Consider the following 20,787-nt stretch of genomic DNA (forward strand, 5'->3'; position numbering starts at 1 on the left):
TTCAGTGCTGGCAGACGGGCAACTGGAAAGTCAGCGAATGTCCTGGGCCTTCCACCAGCCGCAGAATTCATCAAGGGCCGTCCAGAGACTGACTTTCGGATCGTAATCCAGATAATGCCGGGCGCGGCTGATGTCCAGGGTGAAATTTTTGTTCATGACCTGCATGCCCAGTCGCGACAGCGTCGGCTCGGGACGGCCCGGCCACAACTTGCATACCCCTTCGTTGAGCGCGGCAACGCTGTAGGCCAGACCGTAGGAACGGTAGCGCGTCACTTGTGGGACTTCCATTTTGCGCATGACGTAGTTGACCACATCCCACAGCGGCACCGGCGTGCCGTTACTGATGTTGTAGGCCTTGCCCAGTGCCGAGCCGCTGGCCAGCAAGCTGCTCAGCAACGCTTCATTGAGGTTTTGCATGCTGGTGAAATCGACCTTGTTCAGGCCGTTGCCGATGATCGCCAGGCGTCCCTTGCGCTGCATCTTCAGCAGTCGCGGGAAGATGCTCATGTCACCCGCCCCCGTCACGAAGCGCGGGCGCAGGGCCAGGGTTTCGAGGCCGAATTCCTGAGCACCAAAGACTTTTTGCTCGGCGAGGAATTTGGTGGCGGCATAGGGATGCTTGAACCGTTTAGGCACCTGTTCTTCGGTCAGCCCCAGATGATCACGGCCATCGAAGTAGATCGACGGCGACGACAAATGCACCAGGCGTCGAACGCGCTGCTTCAGACAGGCCTCGACCACGTTTTCGGTGACTTGCACGTTGCCTTGGTGAAAGTCCTGATAACGCCCCCACACACCGACCGCGCCGGCGCAATGCACCACGGCTTCGACATCGGAACACAGCTCGCGCGCCAGTTCCGGGTCGCTCAAGTCGCCCTGGATGAACTCGGCGCCACGGCGCACCAGGTGTTCGACGCTTTCGGCCCGGCGACCGTTGACCCGCACGTCCAGGCCCTGCTCCAGGGCGAAACGCGCAAAGCGTCCGCCAATGAAGCCGCTTGCGCCGGTGACCAGAATTTTCATGTAGAGCTCCGATGTCTTTCGTTTTGCGTAATGCGTGAGTCTTGACGCTGCCCGTCAGTCCAACGGCACCAGCCATTGCCTGGATGAGCGCACCAATTGATCGGTCAACAACCCCAGAAGCTGACCGCCGTTGCGCCAATGATGCCAGTACAGCGGCACATCGATGGGCTTATCTGGCAAAAGCTCCTGCAATACACCGCGTTCCAGTTGCTCGCGCACCTGCAATTCAGGCACCAGGCCCCAGCCAAGTCCGGCTTCGGTCAAACGAATGAAGCCTTCAGACGATGGGCATAAATGGTGCTCGAAACCGCCATCAACACCGAGGGACGCGAGGTAGCGATGCTGTAGGAAATCGTCCGGGCCGAACACCAGCGCCGGGGTCTTCGCCAGCAGATCAGCCCGCACGCCTTCAGGAAAATGCCGCGCGATGAACGCCGGGCTGGCCAGCGCTCGATAACGCATGGCGCCCAATAACACGCTGCGCGCGCCAGCCACTGGACGCTCGCTGGCGCAGATACACGCGGCCACTTCCCCAGCACGCATGCGTTTGAGTCCGACCGTCTGGTCTTCAACGACCAGATCCAGCAGCAGGTGTTGCTCAGCGCAGAAATCACTGACGGCTGCGGCCCACCACGTGGCAAGGCTGTCGGCGTTAAGGGCGATGCGCAGACGCTCCGGCAGGCCTTCTTCATCCAGCGCCGGGACCAGCGTCTGTAGATCGCGTTCAAGCAAACGCACCTGCTGGACATGGTTGAGCAACCGCCGACCAATCTCGGTGGGCGCCGGCGGTGTGACCCGCACCAACACCGGCTGGCCGACCCGTGCTTCCAGCAGTTTGATGCGCTGGGAGATCGCCGACTGCGACAAACCCAACACCTGCGCGGCGCGTTCAAATCCAGCCTGCTCGACCACCGCGGCCAAGGCAGAAAGCAATTTATAGTCGAACATCAGTTTTCCTAATGAGCGATCAGCATGATTGGTTTTTCTTATACAGCGTTGCACTGGAGAATGGCCAGCAAGAACTCTTGAACAAGGATCACCGACATGGCTGGCGAAACTTCATTGGCAACGCTGCTGCGCAGCATGAGCCCGCAGCTCAACGACGGCGAATACGTGTTCTGCACGCTGCGCGACGGCCAGTTGCCCGCCGGTCTCGAGATCGTCGGCAGCTTTCGCGAGCAGGAAGGCCTGACAGTGATTCTGGAACGTTCCCACGCCGAACAGGCCGGTTTCAGCTTCGACTACGTCGCGGCCTGGATCACCTTGAACGTGCACTCGGCCCTCGAAGCCGTCGGCCTGACCGCCGCCTTCGCCACGGCATTGGGCCAGGCCGGCATCAGTTGCAACGTGATCGCCGGTTACTACCACGATCACCTGTTCGTCGGTCAGGCCGATGCCCAACGCGCCCTGCAAGTACTGCGGGATCTGGCGGCCAACGCGGAGTAAACCTTATGTGGCAAAGCTATGTGAACGGCCTGCTGGTGGCCGCGGGGCTGATTATGGCAATCGGCACCCAGAATGCGTTTGTGCTGGCGCAAAGCCTGCGGCGTGAACACCACCTGCCGGTGGCGGCGTTGTGCGTGACCTGCGATGCCTTATTGGTTGCCGCCGGGGTGTTCGGGCTGGCGACGGTGCTGGCGCAAAACCCGACCCTGCTGGCGGTCGCCCGCTGGGGAGGCGCCGTATTTTTGATCTGGTATGGCAGTCAGGCGCTGCGTCGGGCCTGTTCAAAACAAAGCCTGCAACAAGGTGAAAACCAGACGGTGCGCTCACTGCGCGCGGTGATGCTCAGCGCCTTGGCCGTAACCCTGCTCAACCCGCACGTTTATCTGGATACGGTGCTGTTGATCGGCTCTCTCGGCGCGCAGCAAACCGAGCCCGGCGCTTATGTGGTGGGGGCCGCGAGCGCGTCGTTGTTGTGGTTTTTCACCTTGGCACTGGGCGCCGCATGGTTGGCACCCTGGCTGGCCCGGCCCAGCACCTGGCGGATTCTCGATCTGTTGGTGGCGGTGATGATGTTTGCAGTGGCGTTTCAATTAATCGTAGCGCCCTGATTATTCCAAAAGGCTCTGGAACCTCTATTCCACACAGTTGTTGCGTGGTTATGCCGCACCCCCGGTGCTATGATCCGATCCGATGCGCCGCAAAGAGTACAAACTCCCCGGCGCTTGTCTGGCCGCCCGTGATCGGCCTTGCGCTCACCGCAACTGACCTGATTAGGAGAATCATCATGGCTTTCGAATTGCCGCCGCTGCCTTACGCACACGATGCCCTGCAGCCGCACATTTCCAAGGAAACTCTGGAATACCACCACGACAAGCACCACAACACCTACGTCGTGAACCTGAACAACCTGGTGCCAGGCACCGAGTTCGAAGGCAAGACTCTGGAAGAAATCGTCAAATCTTCCTCGGGCGGTATCTTCAACAACGCCGCTCAGGTCTGGAACCACACTTTCTACTGGAACTGCCTGGCGCCAAACGCCGGTGGTCAACCAACCGGCGCGCTGGCTGAAGCCATCAACGCTTCCTTCGGTTCGTTCGACAAGTTCAAAGAAGAATTCAGCAAAACCTCCATCGGCACCTTCGGTTCCGGTTGGGGCTGGCTGGTGAAAAAGGCTGACGGTTCCCTGGCCCTGGCCAGCACCATCGGCGCCGGCAACCCGCTGACCAGCGGCGACACCCCGCTGCTGACCTGCGACGTCTGGGAACACGCTTACTACATCGACTACCGCAACGTTCGTCCGAAATACGTCGAAGCGTTCTGGAACCTGGTCAACTGGAAATTCGTGGCTGAGCAATTTGAAGGCAAAACCTTCAAGGCTTAAGATCGATGCCAGACAAGAAACCCGGCTTTTATGCCGGGTTTTTTTATGGGCTGGAGAACAGTCAGAGAGCCCTGAGCGGCCTTGAAAAATGGGTCGGCTGTCCGGCCGCCTCGCGAGCAGGCTCGCTCCTATAGTGGGTACGGGTGGACACACCATTTATGAAACCCACTCGATCTCCTGTAGGAGCGAGCCTGCTCGCGATGAACGATAACGCGGTCTTTGAACTACTACGCCGGATCGACGTTATCCAAGGCTCGGTTCACCGCCAACTCCGCCAGCATGATGATCTGCTGGAGCGCCAGCACCGTGTGCCGCTGCGGGCCGATCAGGTTTGCGGCGAAATCACTGGCCATGACACTGGCCGAGGCCAGGGACTCACAGGCTTGGACCAGGAGACTTTCGCTGTCCATTTCTGGGGCGATCATGAACATCGTGCTGGGGCGACGGGGTTTTTCGATGTATTGGTCGGGCGGGTCGAGGTAGTAATCGAGGGCGCGTTTAATGGCTTCGCGGTCTCTGAGGAGCGCTTCGGCTTCGGAGGCTTCGGTGTTGGGGGTGGTGGTGGGGGTGGTGGTGGGGGTGGTGGTGGTGGTGGTGGTGGTGGTGGTGGTGGTGGTGGTGGTGGTGGTGGTGGTGTTGAAGGGTGGGTCGGGAATTAATTTGTCCATTGAATTTCTCCAGCGTTGGAGCCTCCACTTGCCGCTTCTCACACGGCGAAGAGGTGGCAGCTATGTGCGAGGTGAGAAGACCGGTTATGGACACCCGGCCGGACCGAAGTCCGCCCGCACACAGCCGCCATAACGCATTTACTGGCAGCGAGTAAGCTGGCGGCGATTATGCGTTGTACAGACACTGGATGACCATAAGTTACCGGGCTCTCACACCCGATCGCTGAGTTTCAGCGACAGCCAGAGGTTAGAGAGACTGCTTCCTACCCGGCAACCTGAAAAGTGCGTGGGAAATCGCTGTGCTTTTTACACATCTTTCAACACACAATAATGGAACGCGGAGCGTCCCTGGCTGCATTCCCGTGCGGAGCGTAGGGAACGATCAATCGGGACAGCAGAAAGAGATTGGTCGGCTGTCAGGCCGCCATCGCGAGCAAGCCCGCTCCCACAATGGATTGATGTACATCTGCAAGATAATGGCGGCTGTCAGGCCGCTTTCGCAGGCAAGCCAGCTCCCACAGGGTTCGGTGAACACCTGCAAGAGATTGGTCGGCTGTCAGGCCGCCTTCGCGGGCAAGCCTCGCTCCTACATAAAGCAGAGCGGCGTGCGGCTTTTGCTTCTCACCACTCAACAGGCCGAGCGTTAGCTCGCCTGCTTTTGATTTTGATCTGCCCGCCCCTTTCGGGAGGCTGAGTGGAGGTGTTCATCCGGGGAGTGGCGCGCAGCGCCGTTCGACGCAGTCGAACACGCTGCATGTAGGTCGTCGCGAAGCAGACCGGAGGGCAGTGTCCCCGGATGGATACCGGAGCGAAGGTACGCCGAGCCCAGGCGAGGGGCCGGACGCTTGGGGCGAGCCTTTTTGGGTACTTTTTTGGCGTTTGAAAAAAGTGCCTCGCCGTAAGGGCCAGCCCTTTCAAGGTGTTTTCCCTTTATGGGCTTTGAGCACTCGATCGGTCGACACATGAGCATTCGCAGCCTTTCCCTCCAGCCACTCCTTGGGCTTGGCGATTTTGGGGCCGCGTATGCTTTTGGCAACCTGTTTGGGCTTGATATTCCTTGCCAGCGTCAACAAGCGCTGTGCCAGCGTTTCTGTGGTCGATTGAAGTGACAGATAATCCGACGGTAACGCGATCTGCATGCCCTCATAACCACTGCGCACTTGCACTGCCAAATGGAAAATCGATGCCTCCCATCCCTCTGGTCGCGTCTGGCGATGAGCCTGTTCAACGCTGCGCTTAAGCACTGACAAAACGTTGTAAGCCAACACGGCCGCGGCAAATCCCAGCAGAGCCGCCTTGGGGTTGCCCAGGCTTTCGATTTCACTGTCCAGCACCGATTCCAGGCGCTGGAACATCCCTTCGATACTCCAGCGACGACGATACAAATCGGCGATTTGCTCAGCGGTGATGGTGTCGGGCAAGTTGCTCCAGAACAACAGCATGGTGTCGCCTGAGTCGGTAGCTTTTTGCAGGTTCAGTTCAACACGCCGCCACTGACGTCCGCCTTTCACTTCGATGGTTTGCTCGCGCACGCTTCCCGCCTCGACCGCGACAGGTTCTTGCCAGTCGCTTTCCTGAAGCAGGCGCGGATGCTTACTCGGCTCACGAATAATGAAAGAAGCGCCAGCGTCTTCGCAGGCCTCCATGACCGGGAGCGTGCAATAGAGCCGATCAGCCATCCACAACTGGCCCCTACTGGCGTTTTGCAGCAACGGCAGCACACCGACGCGTTCACTGGCATAAGCATCTTCACAGGGCTGAAGATCGACGACCTGGTCGAGATCAGGGTCGTAAACCACGACCGAAAAACCAGGCCGGGCGGCGCCTCGTTCACGGCGCAAAGCGCTCAGACGTTTTTCGCTGGAAGGCAGGTGATTGCCGTCAACGACCCGCAGTTGCCAGCCAGGCAAAATGGCCGAACAGCCCAACTCTTCAATCATCGGTGCCAAACGTTGTGCACTGCCGGCTACCAAGGCGCGCAGCAGCGCAGGCTCTGTGCGGCTGACCTTGTCATAGAGCGCCGCCAAGCTGACAGGAAGATCCATCTGCCGTGCGGCGGCATGTAGCGACGGCCGCAAACCCAGTGAAACAAGGGACATAAGCTCAACGATGGTCGAAAATAAAAGCTCACGCGGGTACTGTCGTTGACGATGCTCTTCGAACACCTGATCGACCCACTCAGCTGTAACAGCCTGCTCCAACACCAATTTGGCCATGACACTGGCCGGTGCTTTTTTCTCGAACCGCGCTAAAACCTCTTCCCACATCGTCTCGTCGCCCTGACTGGAGTTTTGGGAGATTCTAAACGAAGACCTTGAAAGGGCTGGCCGTAAGGGCGAAACCGCCAGCCGCCGTTACCGCAGGAATGGATATGTACACCAGCAAGAGACTGGTCGGCTACCAGGCCGCCATCGCGAGCAGGCTCACTCCCACAGTAGAAATGTGTGCACCCGCAGAAACCAGGCCAATGTCCGACAATGAAACCAGCATTCAGCCCCTTGCCCCCACGCCACAGCAGGCTACCATCAACAAACGGAAAAATAGTCCCAATCCCCCTCAAGTTGAAGGACCCCACTACCGACACAGTACTAATAGGGCAAATACTCAAAACAACAGCATTTCTGCCAAGCTACCGGCAAAAAACCCTGAGATTGATTGTCCCTTTGACTGCCATCACGGGATTGCCAATACTCATGGCAACTTGATGCTACCCGCACGGAACAAGGAATAACCCTTTGAAGCTGGAACTCAAGAACAGCTTGTCGGTGAAGTTGCTCCGGGTCGTGCTCCTGTCGGCATTGATCGTCGGCGTGGTCTTGAGCTGCGCGCAGATCGTTTTCGATGCCTATAAAACACGCCAGGCCGTGGCCAGCGATGCCGAGCGCATCCTCGACATGTTCCGCGACCCCTCCACCCAGGCCGTCTACAGCCTGGACCGGGAAATGGGCATGCAAGTCATCGAAGGCCTGTTCCAGGACGCCGCCGTGCGCCAGGCCTCCATCGGCCATCCCAACGAAGCCATGCTCGCGCAAAAGTCCCGTGAGTTGCAGCATTCAAACAGCCGCTGGCTGACCGACCTGATCCTCGGCAAAGAGCGCACCTTCACCACCCAACTGGTAGGTCGCGGCCCGTACAGCGAATATTACGGCGACCTGAGCATCACCCTCGACACCGCCACCTACGGTCAGGGTTTCATAGTCCTCTCGGTGATCATCTTCATCTCCGGCGTGTTACGCGCCCTGGCCATGGGCCTGGTGCTGTACCTGGTCTACCACTGGCTGCTGACCAAACCGCTGTCGCGAATCATTGAACACCTGACCGAAATCAATCCGGACCGCCCCAGCGCACACAAGATTCCGCTGCTCAAGGGCCACGAAAAGAACGAACTGGGTATCTGGATCAACACCGCCAACCAGTTGCTCGAATCCATCGAACGCAACACTCACCTGCGCCACGAAGCGGAAAACAGCCTGCTGCGCATGGCCCAGTACGACTTCCTCACTGGTCTGCCGAACCGTCAGCAATTGCAGCAGCAACTGGACAAGATCCTGGTCGACGCCGGTAAATTGCAACGTCGGGTTGCGGTGCTGGTAGTGGGTCTGGACGACTTCAAAGGCATCAACGAACAGTTCAGCTATCAGACCGGCGACCAGCTGCTGCTGGCCCTGGCCGATCGCCTGCGCGCTCACAGTGGTCGCCTCGGCGCCCTCGCCCGTCTCGGTGGCGATCAGTTCGCCCTGGTCCAGGCCGATATCGAACAACCTTATGAAGCCGCCGAACTGGCGCAAAGCATTCTCGATGACCTGGAAGCGGCGTTTGCCCTCGATCATCAGGAAATCCGCCTGCGCGCGACCATCGGCATCACCCTGTTTCCCGAGGACGGCGACAGGACCGAGAAACTGCTGCAAAAAGCCGAGCAGACCATGACGCTGGCGAAAACCCGCTCGCGCAACCGTTATCAGTTCTACATCGCCAGCGTCGACACCGAGATGCGCCGCCGCCGGGAACTGGAAAAAGACCTGCGCGACGCCCTGCGCCGGGACCAGTTCTACCTCGTCTACCAACCGCAAATCAGCTACCGCGATCACCGGGTGGTGGGCGTCGAGGCGCTGATTCGCTGGCAGCATCCCGAGCATGGCCTGGTGCCGCCCGACCTGTTCATCCCGTTGGCCGAGCAGAACGGAACCATCATCGCCATCGGCGAATGGGTGCTGGATCAGGCCTGCAAACAACTGCGCGAATGGCATGACCAGGGTTTCATCGACCTGCGCATGGCGGTGAACCTGTCCACGGTGCAACTGCACCACGCCGAGCTGCCGCGGGTGGTCAACAACCTGCTGCAGATGTACCGACTTCCCCCTCGCAGCCTGGAGCTGGAAGTTACCGAAACCGGCCTGATGGAAGACATCAGCACCGCCGCCCAGCATCTGCTGAGCTTGCGTCGCTCCGGTGCATTGATTGCGATCGACGATTTCGGCACCGGTTATTCGTCCTTGAGCTATCTGAAAAGCCTGCCGCTGGACAAGATCAAGATCGACAAGAGCTTTGTGCAGGACCTGCTCGATGACGACGACGATGCCACCATCGTTCGGGCGATCATCCAGCTGGGCAAGAGCCTGGGCATGCAGGTGATTGCCGAAGGCGTGGAAACCGCCGAGCAAGAAGCCTACATCATCTCCGAAGGCTGCCACGAAGGTCAGGGCTATCACTACAGCAAGCCGCTGCCGGCACGGGAATTGAGTGCCTACCTGAAACAGGCACAGCGCAGTAACGCGGCTATTTTGTAGATATCAAAAGATCGCAGCCTCGTTTCACTCGACAGCTGCTACGGGTCCGTGTGCTTCTGTAGCAGCTGTCGAGTGAAACGAGGCTGCGATCTTTTGATCCACGACACAACTCGTGTGAATAAGAAATATTTCCAGCTACAACCCTTTACACATAATGCGAAAGATTTGCATTATGTCGCAGTTTTGCGCACTCGCTGCGCCATACCACCCCCTCTCGAAGCAGGATGTTCGCCATGATTCGTATGCCTCTGGCTACCGCCAGTCTGTTGGCCATCGCTATTTCCCTCGCCGGTTGTGGCGAAGGCAAAGACAAGACCGCCGCTGCGCCTGCGCCGACGCCAGCTGCCAGCACCGCTGCTGCTCCAGCAGCCGCCCCTGCCGCTACCAGCAAAGTCGACGAAGCCGCCGCCAAAGCCGTTGTCGCGCATTACGCCGACATCGTCTTCGCCGTTTACAGCGATGCCGAATCCACCGCGAAAACCCTGCAAACCGCCGTCGACGCCTTCCTCGCCAAGCCGAACGCCGCCACCCTGAAAGCCGCAAAGGCTGCCTGGGTTGCTGCCCGCGTTCCTTACCTGCAGAGCGAAGTGTTCCGCTTCGGCAACACCATCATCGACGACTGGGAAGGTCAGGTGAACGCCTGGCCACTGGACGAAGGCCTGATCGACTACGTCGACAAGTCCTACGAGCACGCACTGGGTAACCCGGGCGCCACGGCCAATATCATCGCCAACGTCCAGGTTCAGGTCGGCGAAGACAAGATCGACGTCAAAGACATCACCCCGGAAAAACTCGCCAGCCTGAACGAGCTGGGCGGTTCCGAGGCCAACGTCGCGACCGGCTACCACGCCATCGAATTTCTGCTCTGGGGCCAGGACCTGAACGGCACCGGCCCTGGCGCCGGCAACCGTCCAGCCTCCGATTACCTGGAAGGCAAAGGCGCCACTAGCGGTCACAACGATCGTCGTCGCGCTTACCTGAAGTCCGTGACCCAGTTGCTGGTCAGCGACCTGGAAGAAATGGTCGGTAACTGGAAGCCGAACGTGGCCGACAACTACCGCGCCACTCTGGAAGCGGAACCGGTTGATACCGGCCTGCGCAAAATGCTGTTCGGCATGGGCAGCCTGTCCCTGGGCGAACTGGCGGGCGAGCGCATGAAGGTTTCCCTGGAAGCCAACTCCCCTGAAGACGAACACGATTGCTTCAGCGACAACACCCATAACTCGCAGTTCTACGATGCCAAGGGCGTTCGTAACGTCTACCTGGGCGAATACACCCGCGTCGACGGCACCAAAATGACCGGCGCCAGCCTGTCGTCCCTGGTGGCCAAGGCCGACCCGGCTGCCGACACCGCGCTCAAAGCCGACCTGGCCGCCACCGAAGCCAAAATGCAGGTCATCGTCGATCACGCCAACAAGGGTGAGCACTACGACCAGCTGATCGCCGCCGGCAACACCGCTGGCAACCAGATCGTCCGTGACGCTATCGCATCCCTGGTCAAGCAGACCGGTTCGATCGAAGCCGCCGCTGGCAAACTGGGCATCACCGACCTGAACCCGGACAACGCTGATCACGAGTTCTGATCAACGCTGGCTGAGTGACTAAAGAGGCGACCTTCGGGTCGCCGATCGTTCCCACGCTCTGCGCTCATCGTTCTACATAACTCTGTTTTCAAGTATTTTTGAAACTCGGAGAAATGGAGAGCGATGATTGAATTGGGCACAGGACGAAATGAAAACCGCCGACTTGGGTGATGGCCGTTTAAATGCCAGGCTCGCCAGCTTTTTAGGACGCCTAGCCGATCATCCCGGCAACAGCATCCCAACTGCTTGTCGAGGGCTGGCAGAAACGACGGCGGCTTATCGATTTCTTGATAATGAGAAAGTCACGTTCCAGAAGGTGTTGCGGCCCCATCAGGACGCGACCCTGCAACGGATGCAAAACAGTCCCGTGGTGCTGTTGGCGCAAGACACGACCGAGATGGACAAATGGGTCAATCTCGGTCCCAAAGGGATGGGCACGATCAAGGCGCAGAAGAAGTTTTCTCGACGTCTGCACCCAACTATTGCCTTTACCCCCGAACGTATTTGTCTGGGCGTCGTCGATGCTCAGTGGTGGAGCCGCGATAAACCAAGCCCCCGCCATGAGCGCCGAGATAAAGGGATTGATGAGAAAGAGAGTCAGCGCTGGATTGACAGTTATCAAACCAGTTGCGCGATTCAGGGGCAGCTACCGCAGACCTTGGTGGTCAACCTCGCCGATGCTGAGGGTGATCTGTACGAATGGTTTATTGATTATCAGCAATTCGCTCCAGACACGCAGGCCCAATGGATCGTGCGGGCGGCTCAAGACAGGCGCTTGTCAGGGCCTGACAACGGGAAGTTGTGGTCGGTACTGGATCAGGCACCCTCTTTGGGAACACTCAAGGTTGAAGTCAAAGCGCGCGTCCAACGCCCCGCCCGGCTGGCTGATGTCACATTGCGCGCAGCAACCGTGACCCTGCGCGCCCCCGACAGGTCGGGTTATAAATTGCCCAGTGTCTCGATCAATGCTGTTTTGGCCCGTGAAGAAAACGCCATAGACGGCGTTGAGCCTCTGGAGTGGATGCTGTTGACCAGTCTACCGGTCACCCGCCTGGAACAGGCGAGCACCGTGGTTGAATGGTACGGGGTACGCTGGTCTATCGAAGTGTTTTTCAATGTGCTGAAGAATGGCTGTCAGGTCAGTCGATTGCAGCTGGAAACCGAGGAACGGTTGTTACCCTGCATTGGTTTGTACTTGATCACGACATGGCGCGTGCTTTACGGCCTGATGCTGGGACGTGCTTGTCCGGATTTAAGCTGCGAGATGGTGTTTGAGGCTTCGGAGTGGAAAGCGGCCTATATCGTGGTCAAACGGTGTCAACCGCCCTCTGCACCTCCTTCTTTGGGCGAGATGGTTTTACTGGTCACAAGCCTGGGAGGTTACTTAGGGCGCAAAAATGACGGACCTCCCGGTCCTAAAGCCATGTGGATAGGGATGCAACGAATACGTGAGTTTGTTATCGCATTAGAAGCCCAGCGTGCGCTCATCGAGAGTTGTGTAGAACGATGAGCGCTCTGCGTGGGAATGCCTCAACGGACGTTCCGCGTTCGGCGTTTGATGTGACGCAGAGCGTCACGGGCTGCATTCCCACGCAGAGCGTGGGAACGATCAACTGATGCACATCAACCAAACGATAATTCCTCTTATTCAATCTCCCCTGCCCTGTTAGACTTTGCGCCCTTGTTTTGCTCGTCTTGCAGGATGTCTGATGCCCTCGCTGCTTCTTCGCTTGTCCGCACTGTTTCTGGCCCTGGGCCTGAGTGCCTGCGATGACGCCCCGCGTTTTACCAAGGCCGAACCCGGTGAAGCCCGGTCCGGTGGCGCAGCGACCGTGCGCAAGACCGATCAGAATTCCTTCTCCCTGCCCTCCGCGAACCTGTCGCCGTCTCGGCGCGTGGATTTCAGCGTCGGCAACAGCTTCTTCCGCAACCCCTGGGTGATCGCCCCCTCGACCACCACCGCCCGGGACGGCCTCGGTCCCCTGTTCAATACCAACGCCTGTCAGGGCTGCCACATCAAGGACGGCCGCGGTCATCCGCCGACGCCCGATGCAGTGAACGCGGTATCGATGCTGGTGCGCCTGTCGATCCCGGACGCGCCTGCCTATGCCAAAGTCATCGAGCAGCTCGGCGTGGTCCCCGAGCCGGTCTACGGCGGTCAGTTCCAGGACATGGCCGTGCCCGGCGTGACCCCGGAAGGCAAAGTACGCGTCGATTACACGCCCGTGCCGGTCCGTTTCAAGGACGGCACCGAAATCGAGTTACGCAAGCCCAGCCTGAACATTACCCAGCTGGGTTACGGCCCGATGCACCCCGACACCCGTTTCTCGGCGCGCGTGGCCCCGCCGATGATTGGCCTGGGCTTGCTCGAAGCCATCCCCGACGAGGCGATCCTGGCCAACGCCGAAGCTCAGGCCAAGGATAAAAACGGCATCGCCGGACGTCCGAACCGGGTCTGGGACGACACGCAGCAGAAGACCGTTCTCGGCCGCTTCGGCTGGAAAGCCGGGCAACCGAACCTCAATCAACAGAACGTTCACGCGTTTTCCGGCGACATGGGCCTGACCACCAGCCTGAGGCCCATCGACGACTGCACCGACGCGCAAACCGCGTGCAAACAGGCGCCGAACGGCAACGGCCCGAATGGCGAGCCGGAAGTCAGCGATAACATCCTGCGCCTGGTGCTGTTCTACAGCCGCAACCTGGCTGTACCGGCCCGGCGCGACGTCAACGCGCCCGAAGTGCTGGCCGGCAAGAACCTGTTTTTCCAGGCCGGATGCCAATCCTGTCACACACCGAAATACACCACCGCCGCCAACGCCGCCGAACCTGAATTGGCGAATCAAGTGATTCGCCCTTACAGCGATCTGCTGCTGCACGACATGGGCGACGGTCTGGCCGACAACCGCAGCGAATTCCAGGCCAGTGGCCGCGACTGGCGCACCCCGCCGTTGTGGGGCATCGGCCTGACGCAGGCGGTCAGTGGGCACACCCAGTTCTTGCATGACGGCCGCGCGCGCAATCTGCTTGAAGCCGTGCTCTGGCATGGCGGCGAAGCGCAAGCGGCCCAGCAACAGGTTTTGTCTTTCAATGCCGAGCAGCGCGCTGCGTTGCTGGCGTTTTTGAATTCCCTTTAATACGTATTCCATAGCGGGAGCCCGACATGTTCCGTCCCAAATTGTTGTTCACCAGCCTTGCCGCACTCGCCCTCGGCGCTTGCTCGCCACAGGACCCGCAAGCCGTTACCTCGGCCGCCATCGCCAAATCGGTGATCCTGCCGACCTACACCCGTTGGGTTGAAGCCGACCGCCAATTGGCCGTCAGTGCGCTCGCCTACTGCGAAGGCAAGGAAAACCTCGACACCGCCCGCGCCGACTTCCTGCACGCACAGAAAGCCTGGGCCGAGTTGCAACCGCTGCTGATCGGGCCGCTGGCCGAAGGCAATCGCGCCTGGCAGGTGCAGTTCTGGCCGGACAAGAAAAACCTGGTCGGCCGTCAGGTCGAGCAGCTGGTCACCGCGCAGCCGCAGATCGATGCCGCCGCCCTGGCCAAGTCCAGCGTCGTGGTGCAAGGCCTCTCGGCCTATGAATACATTCTGTTCGACAGCAAGCCGGACGTGGCCAACGACGCGCAAAAAGCCAAGTACTGCCCACTGCTGAAGGCGATTGGCGAGCGTCAGAAACTGCTGGCCGAAGAGATTCTGCAAAGCTGGAACAACACCGACGGCATGCTCGCGCAGATGAGCAAATTCCCCAACCAGCGCTACGCCGACTCCCACGAGGCCATCGCCGATCTGCTGCGTGTGCAGGTCACCGCCCTCGACACTTTGAAGAAAAAACTCGGCACGCCGATGGGCCGCCAGAGCAAGGGCGTACCGCAACCGTTCCAGGCCGATGCATGGCGCAGCCAGTCGTCCCTGACGGGCCTTGAAGCCAGCCTCGCCGCCGCCAAAACCGTGTGGGAAGGCGTCGACAACAAAGGCCTGCGCGGCCTGTTGCCAAGCGAGCAGAAACCGTTGGCCGACAAGATCGATGCCGCTTACGCCGCGTCCCTGAAACTGTTCGCCAGCAATCAGCGTCCGCTGACCGAGATGCTCAACGACGATGCCGGTCGCCAGCAACTCAACGATATCTACGACAGCCTCAACGTCGTCCATCGCCTGCACGAAGGCGAACTGGCCAAGGCGCTGGGCATCCAACTGGGCTTCAACGCCAACGACGGTGACTGATGAGGGCGAGTGCCATGCTGCGACGTCAGGCTCTGACTTTAGGTAGTTTGCTGCTGGGAGCAGTGACACTGGGCGGCTGGACGCTGTTCAAGCAAAAGGACAAAAGCCCGCTGCTGCTTTCGGCGCGGGACGATGGCGACGGCAAGCATTACGCCGTCGGTTATCGGCTGGACGGCACCCGGGTGTTTGCCACCCAGGTCGGCCAGCGTTGCCACGACATCATCAACCACCCGACGCTGCCGATCGCACTGTTCATCGCCCGCCGCCCAGGCACCGAGAGTTACCTGATCGACCTGCGCGACGGCGCGCTGCTGCAAACCGTGGTTTCGTTGCCGAACCGGCATTTCTACGGTCACGCGGTGATTCACAAGAGCGGCGACTGGCTGTACGCCACCGAAAACGACACCTCCGATCCGGGTTGCGGATTGTTGGGCGTGTATAAGTTCGAAGGTGAACGGCTGGTGCACAGCGGCGAGATTTCCACCCATGGCATCGGCCCGCATCAGGTGTCGTGGATGCCGGATGGCGAGACGCTGGTGGTGGCCAACGGCGGCATTCGCACCGAGGCGGAAAGCCGGGTCGAGATGAACCTCAATGCCATGGAGCCGAGCCTGGTGTTGATGCAACGCGACGGCACCCTGCTGAGCAAGGAAACCCTCGCCCAGCAGATGAACAGCGTACGGCATTTGGGAATCGCCAGCGACGGCACCATCGTCGCCGGTCAGCAGTTCATGGGACCGTCCCACGAGTCTTCGGAACTGCTGGCGATCAAACGTCCCGGGCAACCGTTCGTGGCGTTTCCGGTGCCCGAGCATCAGTTGCAGGCGATGGGGCATTACACCGCCAGCGTTGCGGTCCACAGTGAGTTGCGGCTGATCGCGTTGACCGCGCCACGGGGCAACCGCTTTTTTATCTGGGACATGGACAGCGGCGAAGTGCGACTGGATGCGCCGCTTCCCGATTGCGCCGGGGTGGGTGCGGTGGCGGATGGGTTTGTCGTGACGTCGGGTCAGGGACGCTGCCGGTACTACGATTGCCGCCAGACAAATCTGGTTGCAAAACCGCTCGATCTTCCCGCAGGGCTCTGGGACAACCACCTGCACCTCATCTGACTCCCCCGCCCCTTGTAGGAGCGAAGCTTGCTCGCGAAAGCGGTATGTCGGCCAACTTAAATGCTGACTGATACACCGCTTTCGCGAGCAAGCTTCGCTCCTACAGGTTTTGCGCCATCCTGTAATAAGTGGCAGTTGGATTCACCGCCACACTCGGAGTAATGTGCCCCACTGTCTCACCTGATTTTCTCCAAGGAAGTGGAAATATGCTGCGTCGCCGCATGCTGATCATGTTGGGTGTTGTTCTGCTGATCGTGCTGGTCCTGGCCGGTTACAAAGCCTTCTCCATCTACACGATGATCCAAGGCTTTTCCGCGCCGAAACCGCCGATCAGTGTCGCCGCGGCTACTGCCGCCGAACGCCCGTGGCAAGCCCGCCTGCCAAGCGTCGGCACCCTCAAGGCGCTGCAAGGGGTCGACCTGAGCCTGGAGATTGCCGGCACCGTCATGGATGTGCAGTTCGAGTCCGGGCAGCAGGTCAAGGCCGGCCAGCCGATCGTGCAGCTCGACAGCGGCGTGGAAAAGGCGTTGCTGGAAACCGCGATGGCGGACCTCGGGCTGTCGACAGTGAATTACAACCGCGGCAGCCAACTGGTGGGCAGCCAGGCGATCTCCAAAGGTGAGTTCGACCGACTCACGGCGATCATGAAAAAGGATCAGGCCACGGTTAACCAGCTCAAGGCATCGCTGGCGAAAAAGCGCATTCTCGCCCCGTTCAGCGGCACCATCGGTATTCGTCAGGTCGATGTCGGCGACTACGTCGCCAGCGGCACCATGATCGCCACCCTGCAAGACATCAGCAGCCTCTACGTCGATTTCTTTGTGCCCGAGCAGTCGGTGCCGAAGATCGGCGTCGGCCAGTCGGTGCAGATCATAGTCTCGGCCTACCCGACACAGACCTTCCCCGGCACCATCAGCGCAATCAACCCGAAAGTCGAAAACAGCACCCGCAACGTGCAGGTCCGCGCGACCCTGGCCAACCCTGACGGCAAACTGCTGCCGGGCATGTTCGCCAGCCTGCAAGTGATGCTGCCCGACCCGCAGCTGCGCATCGTCGTGCCGGAAAGCGCGATCACGTACACGCTGTACGGCAACTCGCTCTACGTCGTCGCGCAGAAAAAAGCCGAAGACGGCAGCCTCGAAAAAGACGACAACGGCCAGCCGATCCTGATCGCCGAACGGCGTTTCATCGAAACCGGCGAGCGCCGCGACGGGCTGGTGATGATTACCAAAGGCGTGCAGAACGGCGAAAAAGTGGTCACGGCCGGTCAGATCAAACTGGACAACGGCGCACACATTGCCATCAGCGACGACAAGACCCTAGCCGAGAAGAGCAGCCAGCCTCGCGCTGACTGATCAAGGAATCCACATGGCTTTTACCGACCCGTTCATCCGCCGCCCGGTGCTCGCCACCGTGGTCAGCCTGTTGATTGTGCTGCTGGGCTTCCAGGCCTGGAGCAAGCTGCCGCTGCGCCAATACCCGCAAATGGAAAACGCCCTGATCACGGTGACCACGGCATACCCCGGGGCCAACGCCGAAACCATTCAGGGCTACATCACCCAACCGATGCAGCAAAGCCTGGCCAGCGCCGAGGGTATCGATTACATGACTTCGGTCAGTCGCCAGAACTTCTCGGTGATCTCAATCTACGCGCGCATTGGCGCCAACAGCGACCGCTTGTTCACCGAACTGCTGGCCAAGGCCAACGAGGTGAAGAACCAGCTGCCTCAGGACGCCGAAGACCCGGTGCTGAGCAAGGAAGCCGCCGATGCCTCGGCGCTCATGTACATCAGTTTCTTCAGCAAGGAACTGAGCAACCCGCAGATTACCGACTACCTGTCGCGGGTCATCCAGCCGAAACTGGCGACCTTGCCGGGCATGGCTGAAGCCGAGATTCTCGGCAACCAGGTGTTCGCCATGCGCCTGTGGCTGGACCCGGTGAAGCTGGCCGGTTTCGGCCTCAGCGCCAGCGACGTGACCAACGCGGTGCGCCAGTACAACTTCCTCTCCGCCGCCGGTGAAGTGAAAGGCGAGTACGTCGTTACCAGCATCAACGCCAACACCGAACTGAAATCCGCTGAAGCGTTTGCCGCGATTCCACTCAAGGTCGATGGCGACAGTCGCGTGCTGCTCAGCGATGTCGCGCGAGTCGAGATGGGCGCGGAAAACTACGATTCCATCAGTTCCTTTGGTGGCACCCCCTCGGTGTACATCGGCATCAAGGCCACGCCGGGCGCCAACCCGCTGGACGTGATTAAGGAAGTGCGCAAGATCATGCCGGACCTGGAAGCCCAGCTGCCGCCGAACCTCAAGGGTGAAATCGCCTACGACGCCACGCTGTTCATCCAGGCCTCGATCGACGAAGTGGTGAAAACCCTCTTCGAAGCCGTGCTGATCGTGATCGTGGTGGTGTTTCTGTTTCTCGGGGCGCTGCGTTCGGTGGTGATCCCGGTGGTGACCATTCCGCTGTCGATGATCGGCGTGATGTTCTTCATGCAGATGATGGGGTACTCGATCAACTTGCTCACTCTGCTGGCGATGGTGCTGGCCATCGGGCTGGTGGTGGACGATGCCATTGTGGTGGTGGAAAACATTCACCGGCACATCGAGGAAGGCAAGACGCCGCTGGATGCGGCCCTCGAGGGCGCCCGGGAGATTGCCATGCCGGTGGTCTCGATGACCATCACCCTCGCGGCCGTGTATGCACCCATCGGCTTCCTGACCGGGCTCACGGGGGCGCTGTTCAAGGAGTTCGCCCTTACGCTGGCCGGCGCGGTGGTAATTTCTGGCGTGGTCGCACTGACCCTGTCGCCGATGATGTGCGCCCTGCTCCTGCGCCACGATGAAAACCCGAGCGGTCTGGCCCATCGCCTGGACCTGATTTTCGAAGGCCTCAAGCGCCGATACCAAAGCATGCTCCACGGCACCCTCAACACCCGGCCGGTGGTGCTGGTGTTTGCGGTGATCGTGCTGTGCCTGATTCCGGTACTACTCAAGTTCACCAAGTCGGAACTCGCTCCCGACGAGGATCAGGGCATCATTTTCATGTTGGCCAACGCCCCGCAACCGGCCAACCTCGACTACCTGAACACCTACACCGACGAATTCATCACGATTTTCAAGGAGTTTCCCGAGTACTACTCCTCGTTCCAGATCAATGGATTCAGCGGCGTGCAATCGGGGATTGGTGGTTTCCTGCTCAAGCCGTGGAACGAACGCGACCGCACGCAGATGGCAATCCTGCCCGAGGTCCAGCGCAAACTGGAGAGCATCTCGGGTTTGCAGATCTTCGGCTTCAACCTGCCCTCCCTGCCCGGCACTGGCGAAGGGTTGCCGTTTCAGTTCGTCATCAACACGGCCAACGATTACGAAGCGCTGCTGCAAGTGATGGACCGGGTGAAAAAACGGGCGATGGAGTCCGGCAAGTTCGCCTTCGTCGACGTCGACCTGGCCTTCGACAAACCCGAAGTGGTCGTGGATATCGACCGTGCCAAGGCCGCACAGATGGGCGTGTCCATGCAGGACCTCGGTGGAACACTGGCGACGTTGCTGGGACAGGCGGAGATCAACCGTTTCACCATTGAGGGTCGCAGCTACAAAGTCATCGCTCAGGTCGAACGACCTTTCCGGGACAACCCGGACTGGTTGAACAACTATTACGTGAAGAACACCCAAGGCGAACTGCTGGCCCTGTCGACCCTGATCACCGTTTCCGACCGCGCGCGTCCACGGCAGTTGAACCAGTTCCAGCAACTCAACTCGGCGATCCTGTCCGGGGTGCCGCTGGTCAGCATGGGTGAAGCCATCGACACCGTGCGGCAGATCACGCTGGAAGAAGCGCCGGCCGGTTTCGCCATGGATTACGCCGGCGCGTCGCGGCAATACGTTCAGGAAGGCAGCGCGCTGTGGGTGACCTTCGCCCTGGCACTGGCGATCATTTTTCTGGTGCTGGCGGCCCAGTTCGAAAGCTTCCGCGATCCGCTGGTAATTCTGGTGACCGTGCCGCTGTCGATCTGCGGCGCGTTGATTCCGCTGTTCCTGGGTTGGTCGAGCATGAACATTTATACCCAGGTGGGGTTAGTGACCTTGATCGGCCTGATCAGCAAGCACGGCATTCTGATCGTCGAGTTCGCCAATCAGCTGCGTAAAGAGAAAGGCCTGACCCCACGCGAGGCGGTGGAAGAAGCGGCGGCGATTCGGCTGCGTCCGGTGTTGATGACCACGGCGGCAATGGTGTTCGGCATGGTGCCGTTGATCATCGCCACGGGCGCGGGGGCGGTCAGCCGGTTCGATATCGGGATGGTGATCGCCACAGGGATGTCGATCGGGACGCTCTTCACATTGTTCGTGCTGCCTTGCATCTACACCTTGCTGGCCAAACCCGACTCTAAAGCGAACCCATAACCCCTGTGGGAGTGAGCCGGCTCCGGGCGGCGTTCCGACGATAGCGGTCCGCTATTCAGCATTGTGTTGAATGACACACCGCCATCGCCAGCAGGCTTGCTCCCACACTGGACGGTGTGGGGATTGAAATTCGGGCACAAAAAAAGGCCTCGCAT

The 20,787-nt window shown here is 59.8% G+C and carries 15 protein-coding genes; 11 read left to right on the forward strand and 4 right to left on the reverse strand.

What is annotated here, in order from left to right:
* Positions 1–30: 30 nt before the first annotated feature.
* Positions 31–1,023 carry an NAD-dependent epimerase/dehydratase family protein gene (locus tag ACYZTM_RS08715; protein ID WP_131063264.1) on the reverse strand — a complete coding sequence of 331 codons (993 nt, stop codon included), beginning with the start codon at positions 1,021–1,023 and terminating at the stop codon, positions 31–33.
* A gap of 54 nt (positions 1,024–1,077) precedes the next feature.
* On the reverse strand, positions 1,078–1,971 hold the full coding sequence (locus ACYZTM_RS08720) for a LysR family transcriptional regulator ArgP (RefSeq protein WP_461988176.1): 894 nt from the start codon (positions 1,969–1,971) through the stop codon (positions 1,078–1,080).
* Positions 1,972–2,067: 96 nt separating this feature from the next.
* On the opposite strand from ACYZTM_RS08720, the gene ACYZTM_RS08725 reads away from it, so the two are divergent.
* From ACYZTM_RS08725 to ACYZTM_RS08735, 3 genes are all read left to right on the forward strand, one after another.
* A complete protein-coding gene (locus ACYZTM_RS08725; RefSeq protein ID WP_131063266.1) occupies positions 2,068–2,469 on the forward strand; it encodes an ACT domain-containing protein in 402 nt (133 codons plus the stop codon).
* A gap of 5 nt (positions 2,470–2,474) precedes the next feature.
* Positions 2,475–3,077 carry a LysE/ArgO family amino acid transporter gene (locus tag ACYZTM_RS08730; protein ID WP_109634398.1) on the forward strand — a complete coding sequence of 201 codons (603 nt, stop codon included), beginning with the start codon at positions 2,475–2,477 and terminating at the stop codon, positions 3,075–3,077.
* A gap of 176 nt (positions 3,078–3,253) precedes the next feature.
* On the forward strand, positions 3,254–3,850 hold the full coding sequence (locus tag ACYZTM_RS08735) for a superoxide dismutase (RefSeq protein ID WP_010457614.1): 597 nt from the start codon (positions 3,254–3,256) through the stop codon (positions 3,848–3,850).
* Between the two features lie 227 nt (positions 3,851–4,077).
* Here the strand turns inward: ACYZTM_RS08735 and ACYZTM_RS08740 are convergent, their stop codons facing one another.
* Positions 4,078–4,518 (reverse strand): DUF6124 family protein, encoded by a 441-nt coding sequence (locus ACYZTM_RS08740; RefSeq protein WP_461988179.1) that lies wholly within the window; start codon positions 4,516–4,518, stop codon positions 4,078–4,080.
* A gap of 914 nt (positions 4,519–5,432) precedes the next feature.
* Entirely contained in the window at positions 5,433–6,734 is a 1,302-nt protein-coding gene (locus ACYZTM_RS08745; RefSeq protein ID WP_461988181.1) for an IS4 family transposase, read from the reverse strand.
* A gap of 519 nt (positions 6,735–7,253) precedes the next feature.
* On the opposite strand from ACYZTM_RS08745, the gene ACYZTM_RS08750 reads away from it, so the two are divergent.
* The 8 genes from ACYZTM_RS08750 (at position 7,254) to ACYZTM_RS08785 (ending at position 20,632) form a co-directional block, all read left to right on the forward strand.
* Complete coding sequence (locus ACYZTM_RS08750) at positions 7,254–9,305, forward strand: putative bifunctional diguanylate cyclase/phosphodiesterase (protein WP_461988183.1); 2,052 nt, start codon at positions 7,254–7,256, stop codon at positions 9,303–9,305.
* A 233-nt stretch (positions 9,306–9,538) separates the two neighbouring features.
* On the forward strand, positions 9,539–10,888 hold the full coding sequence (locus ACYZTM_RS08755) for an imelysin family protein (protein ID WP_461988185.1): 1,350 nt from the start codon (positions 9,539–9,541) through the stop codon (positions 10,886–10,888).
* A 127-nt stretch (positions 10,889–11,015) separates the two neighbouring features.
* Positions 11,016–12,398, forward strand: a complete 1,383-nt coding sequence (locus ACYZTM_RS08760) for an IS4 family transposase (RefSeq protein ID WP_461983473.1) — start codon at positions 11,016–11,018, stop codon at positions 12,396–12,398.
* Between the two features lie 199 nt (positions 12,399–12,597).
* On the forward strand, positions 12,598–14,025 hold the full coding sequence (locus tag ACYZTM_RS08765) for a di-heme oxidoreductase family protein (protein WP_461988187.1): 1,428 nt from the start codon (positions 12,598–12,600) through the stop codon (positions 14,023–14,025).
* Positions 14,026–14,051: 26 nt separating this feature from the next.
* Complete coding sequence (locus ACYZTM_RS08770; RefSeq protein ID WP_461955458.1) at positions 14,052–15,116, forward strand: imelysin family protein; 1,065 nt, start codon at positions 14,052–14,054, stop codon at positions 15,114–15,116.
* 14 nt (positions 15,117–15,130) lie between these two features.
* Complete coding sequence (locus ACYZTM_RS08775; protein WP_461988189.1) at positions 15,131–16,228, forward strand: DUF1513 domain-containing protein; 1,098 nt, start codon at positions 15,131–15,133, stop codon at positions 16,226–16,228.
* Positions 16,229–16,434: 206 nt separating this feature from the next.
* On the forward strand, positions 16,435–17,583 hold the full coding sequence (locus ACYZTM_RS08780; protein ID WP_131060862.1) for an efflux RND transporter periplasmic adaptor subunit: 1,149 nt from the start codon (positions 16,435–16,437) through the stop codon (positions 17,581–17,583).
* Positions 17,584–17,596: 13 nt separating this feature from the next.
* Positions 17,597–20,632: a multidrug efflux RND transporter permease subunit gene (locus ACYZTM_RS08785; protein WP_131060863.1), complete on the forward strand. Its 3,036-nt coding sequence runs from the start codon at positions 17,597–17,599 to the stop codon at positions 20,630–20,632.
* Positions 20,633–20,787: the final 155 nt, after the last annotated feature.

Source organism: Pseudomonas sp. MDT2-39-1, from assembly GCF_054898085.1.